This is a genomic window from Pseudooceanicola aquaeponti (assembly GCF_050897975.1).
Classification (GTDB): Bacteria; Pseudomonadota; Alphaproteobacteria; order Rhodobacterales; family Rhodobacteraceae; genus Pseudooceanicola.
Genome location: NZ_JBPAXY010000009.1, coordinates 68,202 through 83,766 on the forward strand (window position 1 = coordinate 68,202; position 15,565 = coordinate 83,766).

The window sequence follows — 15,565 nt, forward strand, 5'->3', positions numbered from 1 at the left end:
CCGGAAAACGCGCCGTGTCTCGGATTTAAGGGCAAGGCGACACCCACTTCCGAGAGAACCAGGAACGGTTGCCTGACCATGCTGCGGCTGCCATCCATGCGTTGATCTGCCAAGCGGAGGCGATTGCCGATCAGGCTGAGGCCCTGGAGAAACGGATCCTCGAGTGGCACCGGACGCACGAGACGAGCCGGCGACTGGCGACCATTCCCGGTATCGGACCGATCACCGCCAGCGCAATTGCTGCAAATGTTCCGGATCCGAGCCTGTTCCGCTCGGCACGACAGTTCGCGGCCTGGCTAGGCCTGACGCCACGGGCGAACTCAAGCAGTGGCAAGGATCGACAGACCGGGATCAGCAAGCAGGGTGATGGATATATCCGGCGACTGCTCGTTTCCGGCGCGACTGCGGTGCTTCGCTTTGCAAGGCAGGGCGATGCCGGCAAGGCTTGGATGCTTGGGCTTAAAGCACGCAAGCGACCGAAAGTCGTTGCGGTCGCGCTCGCCAACAAGACTGCCCGGATCGCTTGGGCGCTCCTGCGCCGCAACGAGATCTACGCGGCCCCTGTCTCCTGAGCGCGGAACCGCTGACGGAATGCGTGAAGCTGAGAAGAGATGACAAACCGGTCGAACCGGGGATCGGGACACCCCAGGGGGTCAAGGCGCAGAAAGCGCGCAATTTTGATTGGGACCCGATCCGCGGACTTCATCTGGGCCAGCGGCTAGACCGCACCACAAAGGCCGTAGACATGACTGCTTTCGGCATAGGCGCGTCAATTCCCAGCTTGCGCAGCAGGGGTCGTCCAGACATGGGAACACTTGCCCTCGCCAGAGATGCCCACTGCGCGTTGGCGACGGTCCACCAATGACTTGCGCCACCGGACCTGTGGGGGAACCGGCGCAGCGCCAGTTCCCCATCGGCTCATTCTGCCGGAACCCAGGGCCGGTTATAGGCTGCCACGCGCCAATCACCGTGTTCGATGAACCGGGGGGCGCTCCCGGTTTCCAGCGCCTCGGCTGCGGCGTTCAGCGCCTCGGGCGATGTCTCGGGCCAGGCGCCCGTTTCGATCCGTTCGACCAGGGTCTCGACGATGGCCGTGCTTTCGGCAGCCGTGAACTCGCAATGGCCCGTGCCCTGGACCAGCGACTGCCGATACAGATCGCCGGTACCCTGCTCCTGCACCAGCGCGCCGTAGCCTTCCATCAGCGTGTAGGGAATGGCCCAGTCGCCCAGCATGTGGATGCGGATCGCCGGAACCTGCAGATCGCCGGTCGTCGTGCGCCCGTCTGCGGCCCAGAAATCGCGCGCATAATCCGAGGCCGCGATGCGGGGGGCGGCGTCGATCCTGGCAATGTCGGCCTGAAGGTCCAAACCGGCCTGTTCGTAGAGCGCCTCAACCGTCCGCGCCATCGCGGGTGCGGCATTCTGGTAGAAGGCGGCATAGTCGACCCCCTCGTTCCCGGAAAGTTGCTGCCCCGATGCGGCGTTTTCGAACAGAAGCCGCGAGGACCCGCCAACATTACCGCCGATGCGCAGCGCCGAGGCCACGATCATGTCGGCCATGGCGCCGGCATCCGCGGTGTCGGGTAGTTCGGTCCCCTCGACCATCCACGGCGACCACTGTCCGATGGCGAAGGCAAGCGCCAGCCGCGCGCGGCCCTCCGGGCTTTCGCCCGCCGTTTCGATGGCGGCCATCCAGGACGCACGGATCGCGTCAAGGCTGCGCTCGCCACCCGCTCCGGCATTGGGCAGGCCGACGATGGCGAGATCGCTGGCCGGACCGTGCCCAGCGGCCTCATAGCTTTCGCCCAGCAGGGTCTGCATGGCGAACCAGCCGTCCAGGAAACTGCTCATGATCCAGACCGGCGTATGGGCGGCAAGCACGGCGGCACCGTCGATCCTGTCCGGGTAATCCTCGGCCGAAGCGAGGCTGTCGAGCCCTCCGCCAGAACAGCCGTATTGCAGCACCATGTCAGGAGCGCGCTCCAGGTCCGTGAAAATGTCCTGAACAGCTTGTAGATTCAGGATTTCACGCTGCGGATCGTATTGCCACAGGCGCAGCGGGTGCCGGGCGAGCCCGGCGAAGGCATAGCCACGACCGAGCAGGTCGTCATACCGCTGGACCGCTGACGCGACCGAAACGTTGCTGGCGAAATCCAGATCCCTGAGTAGTCGACCATTCCAGTTCTCGGGCACGCGGATCAGCCATGCCGTCCCGTCCGGCAGGGTTCCCGCATGTTCGTTGAAGGCGGGCTGCTCCTGCGCCGACGCGAGCGGGGCGAAGCCCGCGGTCAGAGCGAGGCAAAGCACCACCATTCCGGTCCGCGAACGCGGGCCGACCAAATTGGCTGTCCGTGACATGAATTTCCTCCAGTTTGATGCAGCGATGAAATCCGGCTCCTCTTCCGGGGAACCATCGCCGGGAAAAACATAGATAGCTAATTATTAGTGTCAAGGGCTCTGATGCACAAATCGGCTTAAGGCCGAGGTTCCCCTTTCCCCGGACGGACTTATCCCACAGCTTCCGTGACGGGTATTCCGAGCGCGGTGTAGCCGTTCAGGACGGCGATGCGGACCTGGAGTTCGGCGACCTGTCGATCGAAGTCCCGTGCCATGAGCCGCTGGCCCAGCAACTTGATACAATGCATCTTTGTCTCGACGCGGCTTCGGCGGTGGTATCCACTCCATCGTCGCCAGAGCGCGCGGCCCAGGTATTTCGCCGCGCGCAGGGCCTCATTTCGCGCCACGGCTCCGGCGGTGATCGTCTTCCAGGGCTTCGCGTTCTTGCGGGGCGGGATGACGGCATGGGCACCGCGATCTGCAATCGCATCGTGGCATTTGCGCGTGTCGTAGGCGCCATCAGCCGTAACGCTACCGATTTCCTGGTCCTGCGGGATTTGGTCGAGAAGGTGGGTAGGATGGGCGCATCACCGATGTGGCTCCCGGTGACTTCGACGGCCCGGATCTCCAACGTTTCTTCATCGATCCCAAGGTGGAGCTTGCGCCAGACGCGCCGTTTCGGGCCGCCATGCTTGCGTGCGTGCCACTCGCCTTCACCTTCGACCTTGATCCCGGTGCTGTCGATCAGCAGGTGCAACGGCCCCTTGGAGCCGCGGTAGGGGATGTTCACGGCCAAGGTCTTCTGGCGGCGAGATAGCGTGCTGAAGTCGGGCACCGTCCAGTTCAGGCCGACCAGCCGTAGCAGGCTCTCGACGAACCCGGTCGTCTGCCGGAGCGCCATGCCGAACAGCACTTTCATCGAGAGGCACGTCTGGATAGCGGCATCGCTGTAGGTCTGCTGGCGGCCACGCCTGCCTGTCGGCGCGGCATCCCAGCTCATCTCGGGGTCAAACCAGATCGTCAGCGAGCCCCGGCGCTTGACTGCTTCATTGTAGGCTGGCCAGTTCCTGGTCTTGTAGGTCGGGGGTATGGGTCTGCTCATGCAGCCTGACTAACAGACTGGATTCGCAAGGTGAAACCTTCACAGCATTTGCGCAACATGTATAACCGCCCCTTGCGCAAGAGGGTTTCTGGATCAGTTTCGCGCGGTGTCGGGTGCTGACATGTATCCGGCCTCTGTTGCGGCCATCATCACGCCGCGGGCCCGTATGGTGTTCGCAGGTCGGGTCCAGATCAAAGCCGCGTGCTCGATGGCACTCTGTTGCGCTCTGGTTCTCCCGATCCCGTCTCACGACCGTGCGCCAAACGTCTCCTTGCCCTCTTCCGCTCCGACGTCCTCGCGACCAGTGACGGCTTACGCCGCAGCGGTCGGAGACTGGTAGGCGCCGCCTCGGGCCATCAGCGCCCAGACGATCCGCGCCATTTTGTTCGCCAGCGCGACCCGCACCAGCATCGGCGGCTTGCGCGTCAGCATCTCGCCAAGCCATGTGCCCGGCCGGGCAGCGGCATGAACATGCCTGTCGCGTAGCCCTTAATTGTGAGATGAGAAATCCAACGAAATCAACGGCCTTGCTTTGCCCTTAAATATGATATTTTGCCTTTAAATCGGGAGTGGACAGAACATGGGGGTCGTCGTCGGTGATCTGGCCTGTGCTAAGGTAAGCTCTTTGTATGGGGGGCTGCCATGGACGTACGGATTACAATCGAAACTACCTTCGACAACGGGGAGAAGCGCACTCATCAGCTTGACGGCATTTCTCGACCATACCGGGTGACCTGCCCAGACGGGATCGGGCTGCGCCTCGAGGATGGGAAAAGGATCCTCGAACAGATCCAGAGGGTAATCCTTTACGATCAGGTCGATGAGATCATTCGAGAAAGCCGCGTATGCCCGGATTGCGCCTCGGTTCGTGCCATTCATGACTATCGCACGCGCGATCTCGACACGCTCTTTGGGCGGGTTCGGGTCAAAGCCGCGCGCTTGCGCCGCTGTTCGTGTGATGCCAGGTCAGCGGCGATGCCCGGCGGACCTATTTCTCCGCTGGCCTATTTCTTTCCTGACCGGGCTACCCCGGAGCTGCAGCGGCTCCATGCGGAACTCGGGTCCCGGCATTCCTTTCGCGAAGCCGCGCGGCTGATGAAAAGCTTCCTCCCCTGCCATCCGCCCCATCACACCACGGTGCGTGACCGGTTGGGAAGAGTAGCCGCGGGGCTCGAGAAAAGTCGAAGGGCATCAGGCGATCCCGCTGAAGCACTTCCCAAAGGGGGTTTGACGGTTTTTCTGGACGGTGCGCATATCCGCTGTCGACCGGAGCATCAGCAGCGACACCTGGATCTTGTGGTCGGTAAGATTGAAAGTCGCAATATGTGCCGACGATTTGGCTTGGTCGCCAATGCGACGGCATCGCCAGGCAGCCGGATGCGAGAAGAGCTGTCAGACTTTGGATGGAAGCCGGGCCGTCTGTTGACGGTAATCTCTGATGGCGAGCTTGCTCTCCCGAACCTCATACGGAATGCCATGGGTGGCGACGGCCAGGTGAAGCATATCCTCGACTGGTGGCACATCTCGATGCGTATTCGACATGTCGAGGCCGCCGTTCAGGGTCTGGTCCAGATACCGGGATTCACTGGAATTCCGGTGCTGTTCCAGCGCCCCGCGAAAAGCCTTCGCTGGTGGCTGTGGCATGGCAGAGCACGGGTCGCGGAAACTTATCTGAAAGGGCTCATGCACGATTGCACCCGCCTTGCGGAAGAACCTTTGGCTGTCCGCACCGCTGCCGCTCGTGTGCAGGCCCGATGCGGGACACTGTACACCTATCTCGCGAACAACATGGAATCCCTTGTCGACTATGGCCGACGGTACCGTAACGGGCTGCCCATCTCGTCATCTCGTGCCGAAGGATCAGTCGATGACATTGCCAATGCCCGCATGGGAAAGCGCAGAAGGATGCGGTGGTCGCCCAAAGGGGCTCACCGAGTAGCCGTCACAAGGGCCGCAGTTCTCGATGGTCGGCTGACCGTCGCAAACAGAAAACGCGCCGCATGACCCCCATGTTCTGTCCACTCCCTTTGGCGGTGATTGATATTGCCATGCCCCGCCACGAAGTTTTGACAACTATTCCCGGCAGGAAGCGACACCAATCCTCAACATACCTCGCCAGGGTACTAGTGAGACATAAAAACCGGAACTTTACTGGTCCTCGTTACCTCATGCGTGACACCACCAAAAAGGTCTTGAGAGAACTTGCTATGTTCGTACGCCCCCATCACGATTAACTTTGCGTCCAGTTCTCTGGCCGTCTCTTGAATAACCTCGGCGATACCGCCCTTGCTTTTTGGACGGATAACATGCTCTGCGTCGACATTATGACGCTTCAGATGCGTCAAGATATCCGCCCCCTCCGGCATTTTCGGAAAGCTAGACCCAACACTTAGTATTGTCACCCGACGCGGCTTTTCCTCGAGGATCGTCATTGCATCGTTGAGCGCCCGGGCCGCAGAACGCTTTCCGTCCCATGCGACAAGTGCATGCGATGCAAGCTGATCCGTAGAATATCCATTCGGAACCACAAGAACGGGTCGGCCGCTCTGCAATGAGATCATATCCGGGCTGACGACCCGAAACTCATCTGTTGGTAGGTTGGAATGATAGCCGGTAACGACAAAATCGAAATTTCGCGCCAGCTCTGGCAAGTTCATTTTGCCAATCTCATTCGGCATAATAAAGCGGGACCGCTCTGCAAGGCCTGCCTCGGCAGCCGCCTGTTGGAACAGATCACGTGCTGCTGCAATTTTCTCGTTTCTTGCACTGCCAAGCTTGTCGAGAAGATCTTCTGTCAAACCAAGAACATGCTCGAAATACGAGGATGCGTTCCCATAGACACAAGTCAGCCATGCATCGTGCTTTGCGGCGATTTTTGCCGCGTGCTTAACGCTGCTTGGGAAGCCTGCGCTACCGGAATGTGCAATAAGGATGTTCTTGATGCTCATTTTATCCTCACAATTCGAACTTCATAGGCAAACTAGCAATCACAATCTTAGAAGTCTATGATTTTATGAGGAACAGTACACGCCCTGCATCCCGACAAAGAAAAGACTGGGCAAGCAAGCTGCCCAGTCCCCTGGTGATACAAGCCCTACATTCCGCTTCATGAGGAGTGCAGGATGCTTGATCACCCTTTCTTGTTCGCTTCAATCTCGTCGAGGAACGGAATGTCTGACCTGAGACCCGTTTCCTCCTCCGTTTTGAGGTAGAATCCGTCCCAACGAAGGAGACGGAAGAATGAAGCGATCACGGTTCAACGAAGAACAGATCATCGCGATCCTGAAGAAGCAGGAGAGCGACATTTCGAAGGCGGTTGTGTGCCGAGAGCATGGGATCAGTTCATGATCAGCCCCACCTGCGTGGTCCGGTTTGATTGTTAGTGCATGACCGGTCTCGGGTCCATCAGAGCGATGGTTTCCGGGGCGGGTGGGCGATATCAAGGCACTATGTGGTCGTTTGGTATTGTAGTGTTTCCTCCATTGCTCGATCAGGATTTCCGCTTCCCGAAAGCCGTAGAAGACTTCTCCCGTGAGCAGTTCATCGCGGAACCTGGCATTGAAGCTTTCGCAGTAGCCGTTCTCCCAAGGTGACCCGGGCGCGATGTAGGCAGTCTTGGCGTCGGCGGCCCTGATCCAATCCTGAACGGCCTGAGCCACGAACCCCGGGCCGTTGTCAGACCGGATGTAAGACGGCACACCCCGCATGATGAACAGGTCGCTCAAGGCATCGATCACGTCATCCGAGTTCAGCTTGCGCTTCACCTTGATCGCTAGGCATTCCCGGCTATGCTCGTCCAGGATGTTGAGCGTCCGGCAGTGGACAAAGTCATAGCTCCAGACGTGGTTGCGATACTCAGGGCGCAGCCGGACACGGGATCCGTCATTCAGCCAGAGCCGTCCCTTCTTCGGTTGCTTCATTGGCACCTACAGCCCCTCTCGCCGCCATACGCGCTCGACCCGCTTGTCGTTCGCCTCCCAGCCCGCATGTCTCAGAAAAGCGGCGATCCGACGATAGCCGTAGCGGCCATACTGCCGCGCCAGTTCGATCATGTCCGCGACCAGACGCTCCTCATCGGCACGGCCATGCGGCACTTTCCTCTGTGTGGATCGGTGCTGCCCCAGGACACGGCAGGCGCGTCTCTCTGACAGATGGAACCGGGTGCGGACGTGATCGATGCAGGCACGGCAGCGAGCGGGGCTCAGAAGTTTTCCTTTGGCGCCTCCGCCAGGATCAGCTTGTCCAACGTCAGATCCGAGACGGGTTTTCTCAACCGTTCGTTCTCTTTCTGGAGGCGCTTCAGTTCCCTGAGCCGGTCGGTTCCCATACCCCCGTACTGCTTGCGCCAGCGATAATAAGTCTGCTCTGTAATGCGAACCTTGCGGATCGCATCCACCCGGGACATGCCTTGCCCGACAAGCACTTCAACCTGCCGCAGCTTCGTGACATTCTCTTCCGGCTTGTGTCTCTTCGTAGCCATTCTGATCCTCCATTTTCCTAAACATAACGGCGGACCACTTCAGTGTGCGAGGATCAATGCAGGCGGCCCGCCTTGCAACAAATCAAGCATCCCAGGGATTTGACGAAGACGAACTTACCGTCTTCTTTGCGGCGATGGACAAGCTGATCAGCAACCTTTCACATAGCTGACCGTCCCTCGGCGTTCACTCAAGCGTCGGAGCAATCGCAAGGATGATGACCCCCGTCGCAGCCAGAGCAGCCGCAATGTAGAACCTGGGGCCAGGCCGTCTTTCGGTTTTGAAGATATGCCCAGCAAGCCAGGCTGCAAAGAACATCTCGATAGATGACATGATGGCAACGACGGTCACACTGGTGAACATCAACGAGAAAAACAGTGCGACTTGTCCGATTGTCATCGCACCACCAGCCAGCAATTGCCACCCGCTTGGCTTATGCAACCTCCATGAAAGCCCTACCCGGCCACGCAATCGAAAAAGCCCCCACCCAACGAACCATACCAATCCCGTCAACGCACCAATGAACACCCCGGCCAGCGGATCAGGCAAGGTCTGCATCGCGAGTTTGCGCGCTACGAAGGAGCCACCATAACCCGCAGCAGAGCCAAGCGCCAAAACCCGACCCTTGGTCCTGTCCTGTGGCGAAGGTTCCGTAGAGACCAGGGTCGATACCGCCTTGGCGGACTTGCGAGTCATCATGATCAACACGCCACCTGTCACCAGAATAAACGCAATCACAATAGAAGTCGTAATCACCTCTCCAAGCAGGAGAAATGCGAAAATCGCTGCAAAAACAGGAATCAGACGCCGGATGAAGCCTGTCTCGATCGCGCCAGCCAGCTCCACCGACCGAAACAACGTCAGGCGGCCAACCACATTCCCCAGAACACCCGCCAGCACAAAATAGGCCACCCCGATCAGTACGGGCTGGCTAACAGAAGGCAGCTCTGGCCCCCAAACCAGCCAAAGGGCACCGGAAACGAAACCTGTCATCAACACTGACAGCAGAACATCATTCCCGCGCCCTTGGGCGGATTGAGAGCTTTTGGCAATTGCGACCGAGCTAAGCGCATAACAAAACGCACCAAACGCGGCCATCAGACCACCAAAGCCAGCAGTCATTGGTCTAATCGGGCAACAAGAGCGGCGCTATTCATCCGCGACAAGCTGATCCAGGAAGCGTTCTGCCGACATGATTTCACGCATGGGCAGCTTTTCCTGCTGCTGCATAAGCTCTGTCGTGTATGTCAGCCCCTTGCCATCCCAGAACCACCAGTAAATGATCTCGCCCTTCTTATCCCGAATGGGCATTCTGAAAATTGGGAACTCCCTTTCAGCACGGGGAATTTCAACCGTACCCACCCGGGCGTGTTTCAGCCCGAGCTTTTTCAGAACACCACTCAAAGGCACCATCGCGATGGGCGAGGCCTCGCGTGCCAGAACGGTTACAGCTTCGGGCCGTTTCTGGAATGGGCCTTTCAAGAACTTCACGACCGGGGGATAGCTGGGATGCGTATGCGTAAGCTGCACATAAGCCAAACCAGCAGATGTTTCGATCTCAACAATGTCGCCAGGTTGATAATCTTCCATTCTCGGCATTCCTCTTACAGGCTATAGGCTTCCAGGGTCGACGGATGGAACAGCTCTTCGATCTCCACACGGCGCGGCGACAAGCCCTGGCTTACGTGGTAGTCCAAAAACTTGTTGAGCACATGCGCATTTCCACTGACGCCATAGCTCCAAGGGTCATCCCCCATCAGCGCGTGGACACGGTTGAGATTGTCCTCCACGAAGGGCATCGTCACCTTGGTGGCAGATGTGTCCGAAAGGGCCTCTTCGGCCAACCGTTTTGACTGCGTAAATGCCTTGAGCAATGCCGCGGGCAAGAACGGGTATTCTTCTGCCAGGCTCCGGCGTACGCCCAGTACGTGCATGATCGGGAAGATTTTGGTTTTCTCGAAGTAATATTCCGCCGCTGTAATGCTGTCTGCGAACAGTCGCCCAACATGCGGATGACGTTCAGCAAAGCAACGCGGCCAGCGCGGCCCGATAAAGCCATCAATTTCACCCGCTTCAAGCATGCTGTTCAGCGTGCTACCTTCTGGGGCTTCCTCCATACGAATGTCATCGGGCAACTGAACCTTGATTTTTTCAGGCCGGCCGGGTGTGTCCATGCCGCCGCGCACCCAGATGATATCCGAGGGCTTAACGCCATATTCCTCTTCCAGGATACCACGCACCCAAACGTTAGCTGAAAGCTGATATTCGGCGATACCGATACGTTTGCCCTTCAGGTCTTCTGGTTTGTTAATCCCTTTGTCCGTGCGGATATAGACAGAGGTGTGACGGAACGCACGGCTCAGGAAGACCGGGATTGCCACATAATGCGGATTCCCTCGGGCAACCGAAATCGAATAGGACGACAGCGAGATCTCGCTGATATCGAAAGCCTCGTGGCGGAACGCGCGAAAGAACATTTCTTCCGGCGACAACAGCATCGGAACCGGGTCTACTCCGTCGATCTGAACACGCCCATCCACGATTGCCCGTGTGCGGTCATAGTTACCCATTGCAAGGGAAAGTTTGAGATTGCTCATCCTGTCGGCTCCTAGTGATTTGTTTTACATTGCCGCTGAAGATCGACCGCTTGTCCGGTCTCTGCGGATTGCAAGATCGCGTGGCAAACCTCCAGGCTTGCCAGCCCCCATTCCCCTGTTTGGTCGGGGGCCTTGTTATGACGCACGGCATCCACCAGCGCATCCAGAACGGTTCTGCGTGGTGCCGGTCCGAATTTGGCTTCGATAAAGCCGCGTTCGGTGTCACCGAACACTTCTATCCCATCCGGGGTCAGTCGCAGATCGGCACGGTCACAAAGCGCGATCACCGGACCGAAATGTTCGTTATGTTCAGCCTCAATCGTCGTGCCGCTGCCGAATGTTCGTGTAGTTTTCAGCCGGACCTCGTCATCAGGGTTGAGATCCAGCAAAGCACGCCTTGCTCCACCGTAAGCCCCTTCTGATTTACGCTGTCCAAGCTCTCCGACATTGTTCATCCAGATATCACTGTCGAAATGCGCATAGCCCGAGTACGTCATGTTCGCGACACACCCCCCGGCAAAATTCATCAGTGCAGTGAATGCGCCCTCGGTCGGGCGCTTGGGATCCCATGCGCCCGTCATGGCATAAATTTTTTCGGCCATGCCGCCGGCAAGCCTGCGAACCACATCAATCTGGTGGATCGCCTGACTGAACAGCACGCCCCCACCCTCTTCGGTTCGCAGCTCTTCCGGGCGACGCGGACGATAGAGGAAGTCCGTATAGTTAAAGGCCTGGATCATGCGCAACTGACCGAACTTTCCGCTGGAAATAAGTTGCGTGGCCAATTCAACCGGCGGGTCGAAACTGTGACTCGGCCCAACTATCAAATGCACCCCAGCCTCCTTGGCTGCGGACACCATTACTTCGGCATCCTCCATCGAAACGGCCAACGGCTTTTCGACAAGGATATGTTTGCCCGCGCGCGCCGCAGCTAACACATGATCCACATGCATCTGGTGCGGCGTCGCAATGTAAATGGCCTCAACGTCAGGGTCTGCGCACAATTCCTCGACGGTGGCATACCCTGTGCCACCGTACTCTTTTTCGAATGCGTCGCGGCTTTCCTCCCTTGGGGCGGCGGCAGCCGTCAGCTTCACACGGGTGTCGGCATCAAACGAAGGCACCATGAGCATGAAAGCACGCCCAAGCCCCGCCACGCCAAGACGAACGGGATCAGAGGTCAAGAACCAGCCTCCCGGATTTGGCGCGCGAAACGCAAATCATGATCTGGCTGCCTTTTTCTTCTTCCATCAGCACCATATCACGATGATCTGCCTCGCCTTCCAGTAGGCGGGTTTTACAAGTACCGCACGTGCCACTTTCGCAAGAACTGCTTGTTGCGAAGCCAGCATCACGCAGTGCTTCGAGGATAGAACGATCCTCAGGAACAGTAACCGTTTGGCCGCTTTTCTTCAGCTCGACTTCGAAAGCAACGTCATCCTGACGAACCACATCAACAGGCTTGAAATCCTCGAAGTGGACACGGCCTTCGGGCCAGTGACCCGAGAAAGCTTTGATTTCTTCCATCAGCGGTTTGGGTCCGCAGCAGAAGACATGGGTCGCGCGCGGCGTCACCAGATCGTCCCAGAAATCATAGACAGCGTTCGGATCGCCGTCATCGTGGTGCACGATGATCCGGCCTTCGAAATCTTTCATCAGCTCATCAAGATAGGCCGATTCTTCCGCGCTCCGGCTTACGTAAATGATCCGAAGCATCTTACCTTTCTTATCCAGATAACGCGCCATCGAATAGATTGGCGTGATACCGATACCGCCGGCAATCAAGAGGTATTTCTGCACATCCGTCAGCGGGAAATCGTTTTCCGGGTGCTCGATATTCAACTCTGTCCCGACAACAGCTTGCTCATGCATGGAGGCAGACCCCCCGCGCGACTGCGGCTCTCGCTTGATGGCGACCACATATTCTTTTGGGTCGCTCCCATCATTTACCAGAGAGTATCGGCGCATAGCACCCGATGGTGTCTCGATCGTGATATGTGCACCTGGGTTGAACTCTGGCAGGGACTCGCCGCCAACCGGAGCCAAAGTGAATTCTGCAATAGTAGGTGTCAGATCGCGCCGTTTTTCGACGCGCATTTTGATCTGCTCCATGGGGTCCTCCCGTCCGTTCGCTTCCGAAATATAATTAGATAGCTAAGTTCAAGATGTCAACTGGACGCACCGCCCAGCCACGCGCTAATTGTGTCTAGAAATCACATATTTGGCCCTAAACGGTCTTCTCGTCCGCCAATATCCTTGGCCGACATGACAACCCCTGCTTCAGACAGGTCCGAAACGCCATGACATCCCGTAAAAATCATGGTCCTGCGCATCTCGTCTTCGAGAATCGAAAGCGCGCTGGAAACCCCCGCACGCCCCCGCGCCGCCAGGCCGTAAAGAGGTGCCCTGCCCAGCAGCACAGCGTCCGCCCCCAACGCAAGCGCCTTGACGATATCACTGCCGCGCCGAACACCACCATCAAGCAAAACTGTCATATGTTGGTCCAAGACGGACACAATCTCTGAAAGAATTTCAATCGTCGCCGGAGCTCCATCAAGCTGCCTGCCACCGTGGTTGGAAACAACCACCCCATCAGCGCCTTCGCGTTGTGCGGCCATTGCATCCTCAGCACACATGATCCCCTTAATCACAAGTGGCTCCTGCCACAGCTTCCGAAGACGCCTTACATCGTCCCAGGAAAAATTCGGGTTTCGTTGCGCCCGCGTAAATTCGGCAAGCGCCTTGTCGCTGACATCATCCCCCTAAAAGGCCGCCAGATTTTGCAGTCGCGGCCTATGTTGGCTCAGCCATACGGATTTGAACCATCTCGGATGCAACAATCCGTCCAATACGACAGAGGGGCTCATGCGGATTTCATGCGCGAAACCATGCCGCAAATCCCTCTCTCTTTTGCCACCCACCAACGAGTCGACAGTGATTACAAGAACACTGTAGCCCGCAGCCGACGCCCGTTCGATCAATGCATTGGAAAATGCTTCTTTGCCCCATGGGTACAGCTGAAACCAAAGTGGCCAATTATTTTTCTACGCGATTTCTTCCATAGTCGTGTTTGACGCTGTCGAAACCGTAAATGCGACCCCGGCCTGCTTTGCTGCGGCTGCAAGGTGCAAGTCCCCTTCTGGCCAATAAAGCCCGTTCAGGCCGGTTGGTCCGATTTGGAAAGGCGCCGCATACTTCTGACCGAACAGCGTGACAGAGAGATCGACATCCCCACCCTTGAGAATACGTGGCTTGAGTCGGATATCATCAAATGCGCTACGGTTCCTGTGCAGCGTGATTTCGCTCTCGGCACCACCATCCAGAAAATCAAATACCACACGGGGCAAACTCCGCCTGGCTCGGGTGCGAAAATCTTCGATGTTTACTTCTTGCCGCATCCGGCCTCCTGCCTCCTGCCAATTTCAACATGGCCACCAACCATGCTCAGGGCCAGAATCAAAATCCGCCCAAGGTCTATGCGGCCCCGGGCGGATCTGTTTGCAAACGTCGGACCGGTTATTCAGCTGCGGCTGTTTTGCCCGAAGTATTCAGCAAGGTGCGCCAATCCACATCTTTCGGATAAACGCCTTCATGAGAGTTGATCATGCTTTGCGGGATTTCATAATCGGTGCCGATTGCTTTGCCACCCTCTGCCACTTTCTTGGCGGCATCCGCCATCAAGCGACGGAACTCGACGATAGCCAGGTCCGAAGCACCAAGCACATCGGTATGGCGCTGAACGCGCGCGCCCATCGACACCCACATGGCGATATCTTGGTTCGGAATACCTTTGATCCCAGTGAAGTTACCTTCTTTCATGGCATCACGGTCTTGCAAGAAGTCGTTCTCGACAGTCCGCAGGCAGCGCCACTTGTCGTCAACATCCACTCCTGGAACAGCATGGGTAAACTTGCGCCATTCTTCGGTCGACGGCACATTCGGGCCATCCCAAGCGATGAAGTGGAACGCGGTCTCTTCATCATTGATCGGCACGATAACGGCCGCCACACGATAGTTGTTGTTCGGTGGGATCAACGAATAGTAGGGCGCAACAAATTCGGTCACACGGATATAGTTATGGGTCGCCGCGTTTTTGATCGGCGTACGGATTGCAGCATAGTGGAACCCGTAGCTGGTTGTCTCTGTCTGCATACGCGGAGACTTGTCCGTCGAGGGACGGTACCAGGATTTTTCATCGGCAGCAGCACCTTCCACGCGGGCCGGAACCATGTCCGACGAGTGCAGCGAGGACGAGTGGGCACTGTCGATCTGACCTTCGTGGATCTGCGCCCAGTTTGCGGGAATGCGGATTTTAAGGATAGCGATCGCCGAATCCTCGCGCGGGGCAAACGCCGGCGGCTGGAATTCAGGCATATCTTCTTTGTCACCCAGCCAGGCCCAAACGAAACCACCCCATTCTTTCACAGGATAAGAGCGATGCTTCACCTTATCCATAAGGGGGCTACCTTCGGGTTCGGAAGACATGGCAACGACATTGCCATCAACATCCATTTTCCACCCGTGATACAGACACCGCAGCCCGCATTCTTCGTTCCGGCCATAGACCAGCGATGCCTTGCGGTGCGGGCAAAGTTCATCAAGCAGGCCAAGACGCCCTTTGGTGTCGCGGAACGCTACATAGCTTTCCCCGAGCACCTCAACACGAAGCGGCTTGCCGTCGGGCTCTTCCACTTCTTCAATCAGGCATACAGGGGTCCAGTGCTGACGCATAAGACGTGCCATCGGTGCATCACCGGTCACGCGCGTCAGCAGTTCATTTTCTTCAGGTGTAAGCATTGAATCTCCTCCACAGGTCGCCGCATCAGAATTTGCGAAATTTTATTGGGAAACGCCATTATTCTTAGCTCTCTAAGTTTAGTCTGTCAATGGTCAGAGCGATATTCCCTTCACCTCACAAGTAAGAAAAACCGTAACCGGCCGGTAAGGACCGCAGATCAGGCGACGGCCTTGGCCTCCTGAGCGATCGGCGCCCAGTTCCACGGCAACAGCTCGTCGAGGCGGTTGATCTTGTGATCGCCGATGCGGGCCAG

The 15,565-nt window shown here is 57.7% G+C and carries 9 protein-coding genes and 6 pseudogenes; 3 read left to right on the forward strand and 12 right to left on the reverse strand.

The features are described from left to right. Positions 1 to 47: 47 nt before the first annotated feature. Positions 48 to 572: pseudogene (locus tag ACRARE_RS21015) on the forward strand (IS110 family RNA-guided transposase); the annotation flags it as partial. 346 nt (positions 573 to 918) lie between these two features. On the opposite strand, the gene ACRARE_RS21020 reads toward ACRARE_RS21015, so the two are convergent. From ACRARE_RS21020 to ACRARE_RS21030, 3 genes and pseudogenes are all read right to left on the reverse strand, one after another. Further along, positions 919 to 2,358 carry a hypothetical protein gene (locus ACRARE_RS21020; protein ID WP_239368551.1) on the reverse strand — a complete coding sequence of 480 codons (1,440 nt, stop codon included), beginning with the start codon at positions 2,356 to 2,358 and terminating at the stop codon, positions 919 to 921. A gap of 149 nt (positions 2,359 to 2,507) precedes the next feature. Beyond that, positions 2,508 to 3,361: pseudogene (locus tag ACRARE_RS21025) on the reverse strand (IS5 family transposase). Between the two features lie 390 nt (positions 3,362 to 3,751). Then, positions 3,752 to 3,916 (reverse strand): annotated as a pseudogene (locus tag ACRARE_RS21030) (IS110 family transposase); the annotation flags it as partial. A gap of 165 nt (positions 3,917 to 4,081) precedes the next feature. Between ACRARE_RS21030 and ACRARE_RS21035 the strand changes: the two are divergent. Further along, positions 4,082 to 5,443 carry an ISKra4 family transposase gene (locus ACRARE_RS21035; RefSeq protein ID WP_432658384.1) on the forward strand — a complete coding sequence of 454 codons (1,362 nt, stop codon included), beginning with the start codon at positions 4,082 to 4,084 and terminating at the stop codon, positions 5,441 to 5,443. A 119-nt stretch (positions 5,444 to 5,562) separates the two neighbouring features. On the opposite strand, the gene ACRARE_RS21040 is transcribed toward ACRARE_RS21035, so the two are convergent. Next, positions 5,563 to 6,387 carry a universal stress protein gene (locus tag ACRARE_RS21040; protein ID WP_008335508.1) on the reverse strand — a complete coding sequence of 275 codons (825 nt, stop codon included), beginning with the start codon at positions 6,385 to 6,387 and terminating at the stop codon, positions 5,563 to 5,565. A 292-nt stretch (positions 6,388 to 6,679) separates the two neighbouring features. Between ACRARE_RS21040 and ACRARE_RS21045 the strand changes: the two are divergent. Beyond that, a pseudogene (locus ACRARE_RS21045) lies at positions 6,680 to 6,784 on the forward strand (transposase); the annotation flags it as partial. A 34-nt stretch (positions 6,785 to 6,818) separates the two neighbouring features. Here ACRARE_RS21045 and ACRARE_RS21050 read toward each other — a convergent pair. The 8 genes and pseudogenes from ACRARE_RS21050 to ACRARE_RS21085 form a co-directional block, all read right to left on the reverse strand. Beyond that, positions 6,819 to 7,919 (reverse strand): annotated as a pseudogene (locus tag ACRARE_RS21050) (IS3 family transposase). Positions 7,920 to 8,103: 184 nt separating this feature from the next. Continuing rightward, on the reverse strand, positions 8,104 to 9,039 hold the full coding sequence (locus tag ACRARE_RS21055) for an EamA family transporter (protein ID WP_027246166.1): 936 nt from the start codon (positions 9,037 to 9,039) through the stop codon (positions 8,104 to 8,106). A 27-nt stretch (positions 9,040 to 9,066) separates the two neighbouring features. Further along, complete coding sequence (locus ACRARE_RS21060) at positions 9,067 to 9,507, reverse strand: hypothetical protein (protein WP_008335528.1); 441 nt, start codon at positions 9,505 to 9,507, stop codon at positions 9,067 to 9,069. 14 nt (positions 9,508 to 9,521) lie between these two features. Further along, on the reverse strand, positions 9,522 to 10,514 hold the full coding sequence (locus ACRARE_RS21065) for an ABC transporter substrate-binding protein (protein WP_027246167.1): 993 nt from the start codon (positions 10,512 to 10,514) through the stop codon (positions 9,522 to 9,524). Between the two features lie 11 nt (positions 10,515 to 10,525). Beyond that, positions 10,526 to 11,698: a Gfo/Idh/MocA family protein gene (locus tag ACRARE_RS21070; protein ID WP_027246168.1), complete on the reverse strand. Its 1,173-nt coding sequence runs from the start codon at positions 11,696 to 11,698 to the stop codon at positions 10,526 to 10,528. Then, entirely contained in the window at positions 11,688 to 12,626 is a 939-nt protein-coding gene (locus ACRARE_RS21075; RefSeq protein WP_027246169.1) for a PDR/VanB family oxidoreductase, read from the reverse strand. Before ACRARE_RS21075 ends, ACRARE_RS21070 begins: the two co-directional genes overlap by 11 nt. Before the next feature lie 101 nt (positions 12,627 to 12,727). Continuing rightward, positions 12,728 to 13,912 (reverse strand): annotated as a pseudogene (locus tag ACRARE_RS21080) (alpha-hydroxy acid oxidase). Between the two features lie 118 nt (positions 13,913 to 14,030). Further along, complete coding sequence (locus tag ACRARE_RS21085; protein ID WP_008335543.1) at positions 14,031 to 15,311, reverse strand: Rieske 2Fe-2S domain-containing protein; 1,281 nt, start codon at positions 15,309 to 15,311, stop codon at positions 14,031 to 14,033. Positions 15,312 to 15,565 lie beyond the last annotated feature (254 nt).

Coding starts and splice junctions, on each gene's coding strand:
- ACRARE_RS21020 (WP_239368551.1), bottom strand. CDS start 2,358: ATGTCACGGACAGCCAATTTGGTCGGCCCGCGTTCGCGGACCGGAATG.
- ACRARE_RS21035 (WP_432658384.1), top strand. CDS start 4,082: ATGGACGTACGGATTACAATCGAAACTACCTTCGACAACGGGGAGAAG.
- ACRARE_RS21040 (WP_008335508.1), bottom strand. CDS start 6,387: ATGAGCATCAAGAACATCCTTATTGCACATTCCGGTAGCGCAGGCTTC.
- ACRARE_RS21055 (WP_027246166.1), bottom strand. CDS start 9,039: ATGACTGCTGGCTTTGGTGGTCTGATGGCCGCGTTTGGTGCGTTTTGT.
- ACRARE_RS21060 (WP_008335528.1), bottom strand. CDS start 9,507: ATGGAAGATTATCAACCTGGCGACATTGTTGAGATCGAAACATCTGCT.
- ACRARE_RS21065 (WP_027246167.1), bottom strand. CDS start 10,514: ATGAGCAATCTCAAACTTTCCCTTGCAATGGGTAACTATGACCGCACA.
- ACRARE_RS21075 (WP_027246169.1), bottom strand. CDS start 12,626: ATGGAGCAGATCAAAATGCGCGTCGAAAAACGGCGCGATCTGACACCT.
- ACRARE_RS21085 (WP_008335543.1), bottom strand. CDS start 15,311: ATGCTTACACCTGAAGAAAATGAACTGCTGACGCGCGTGACCGGTGAT.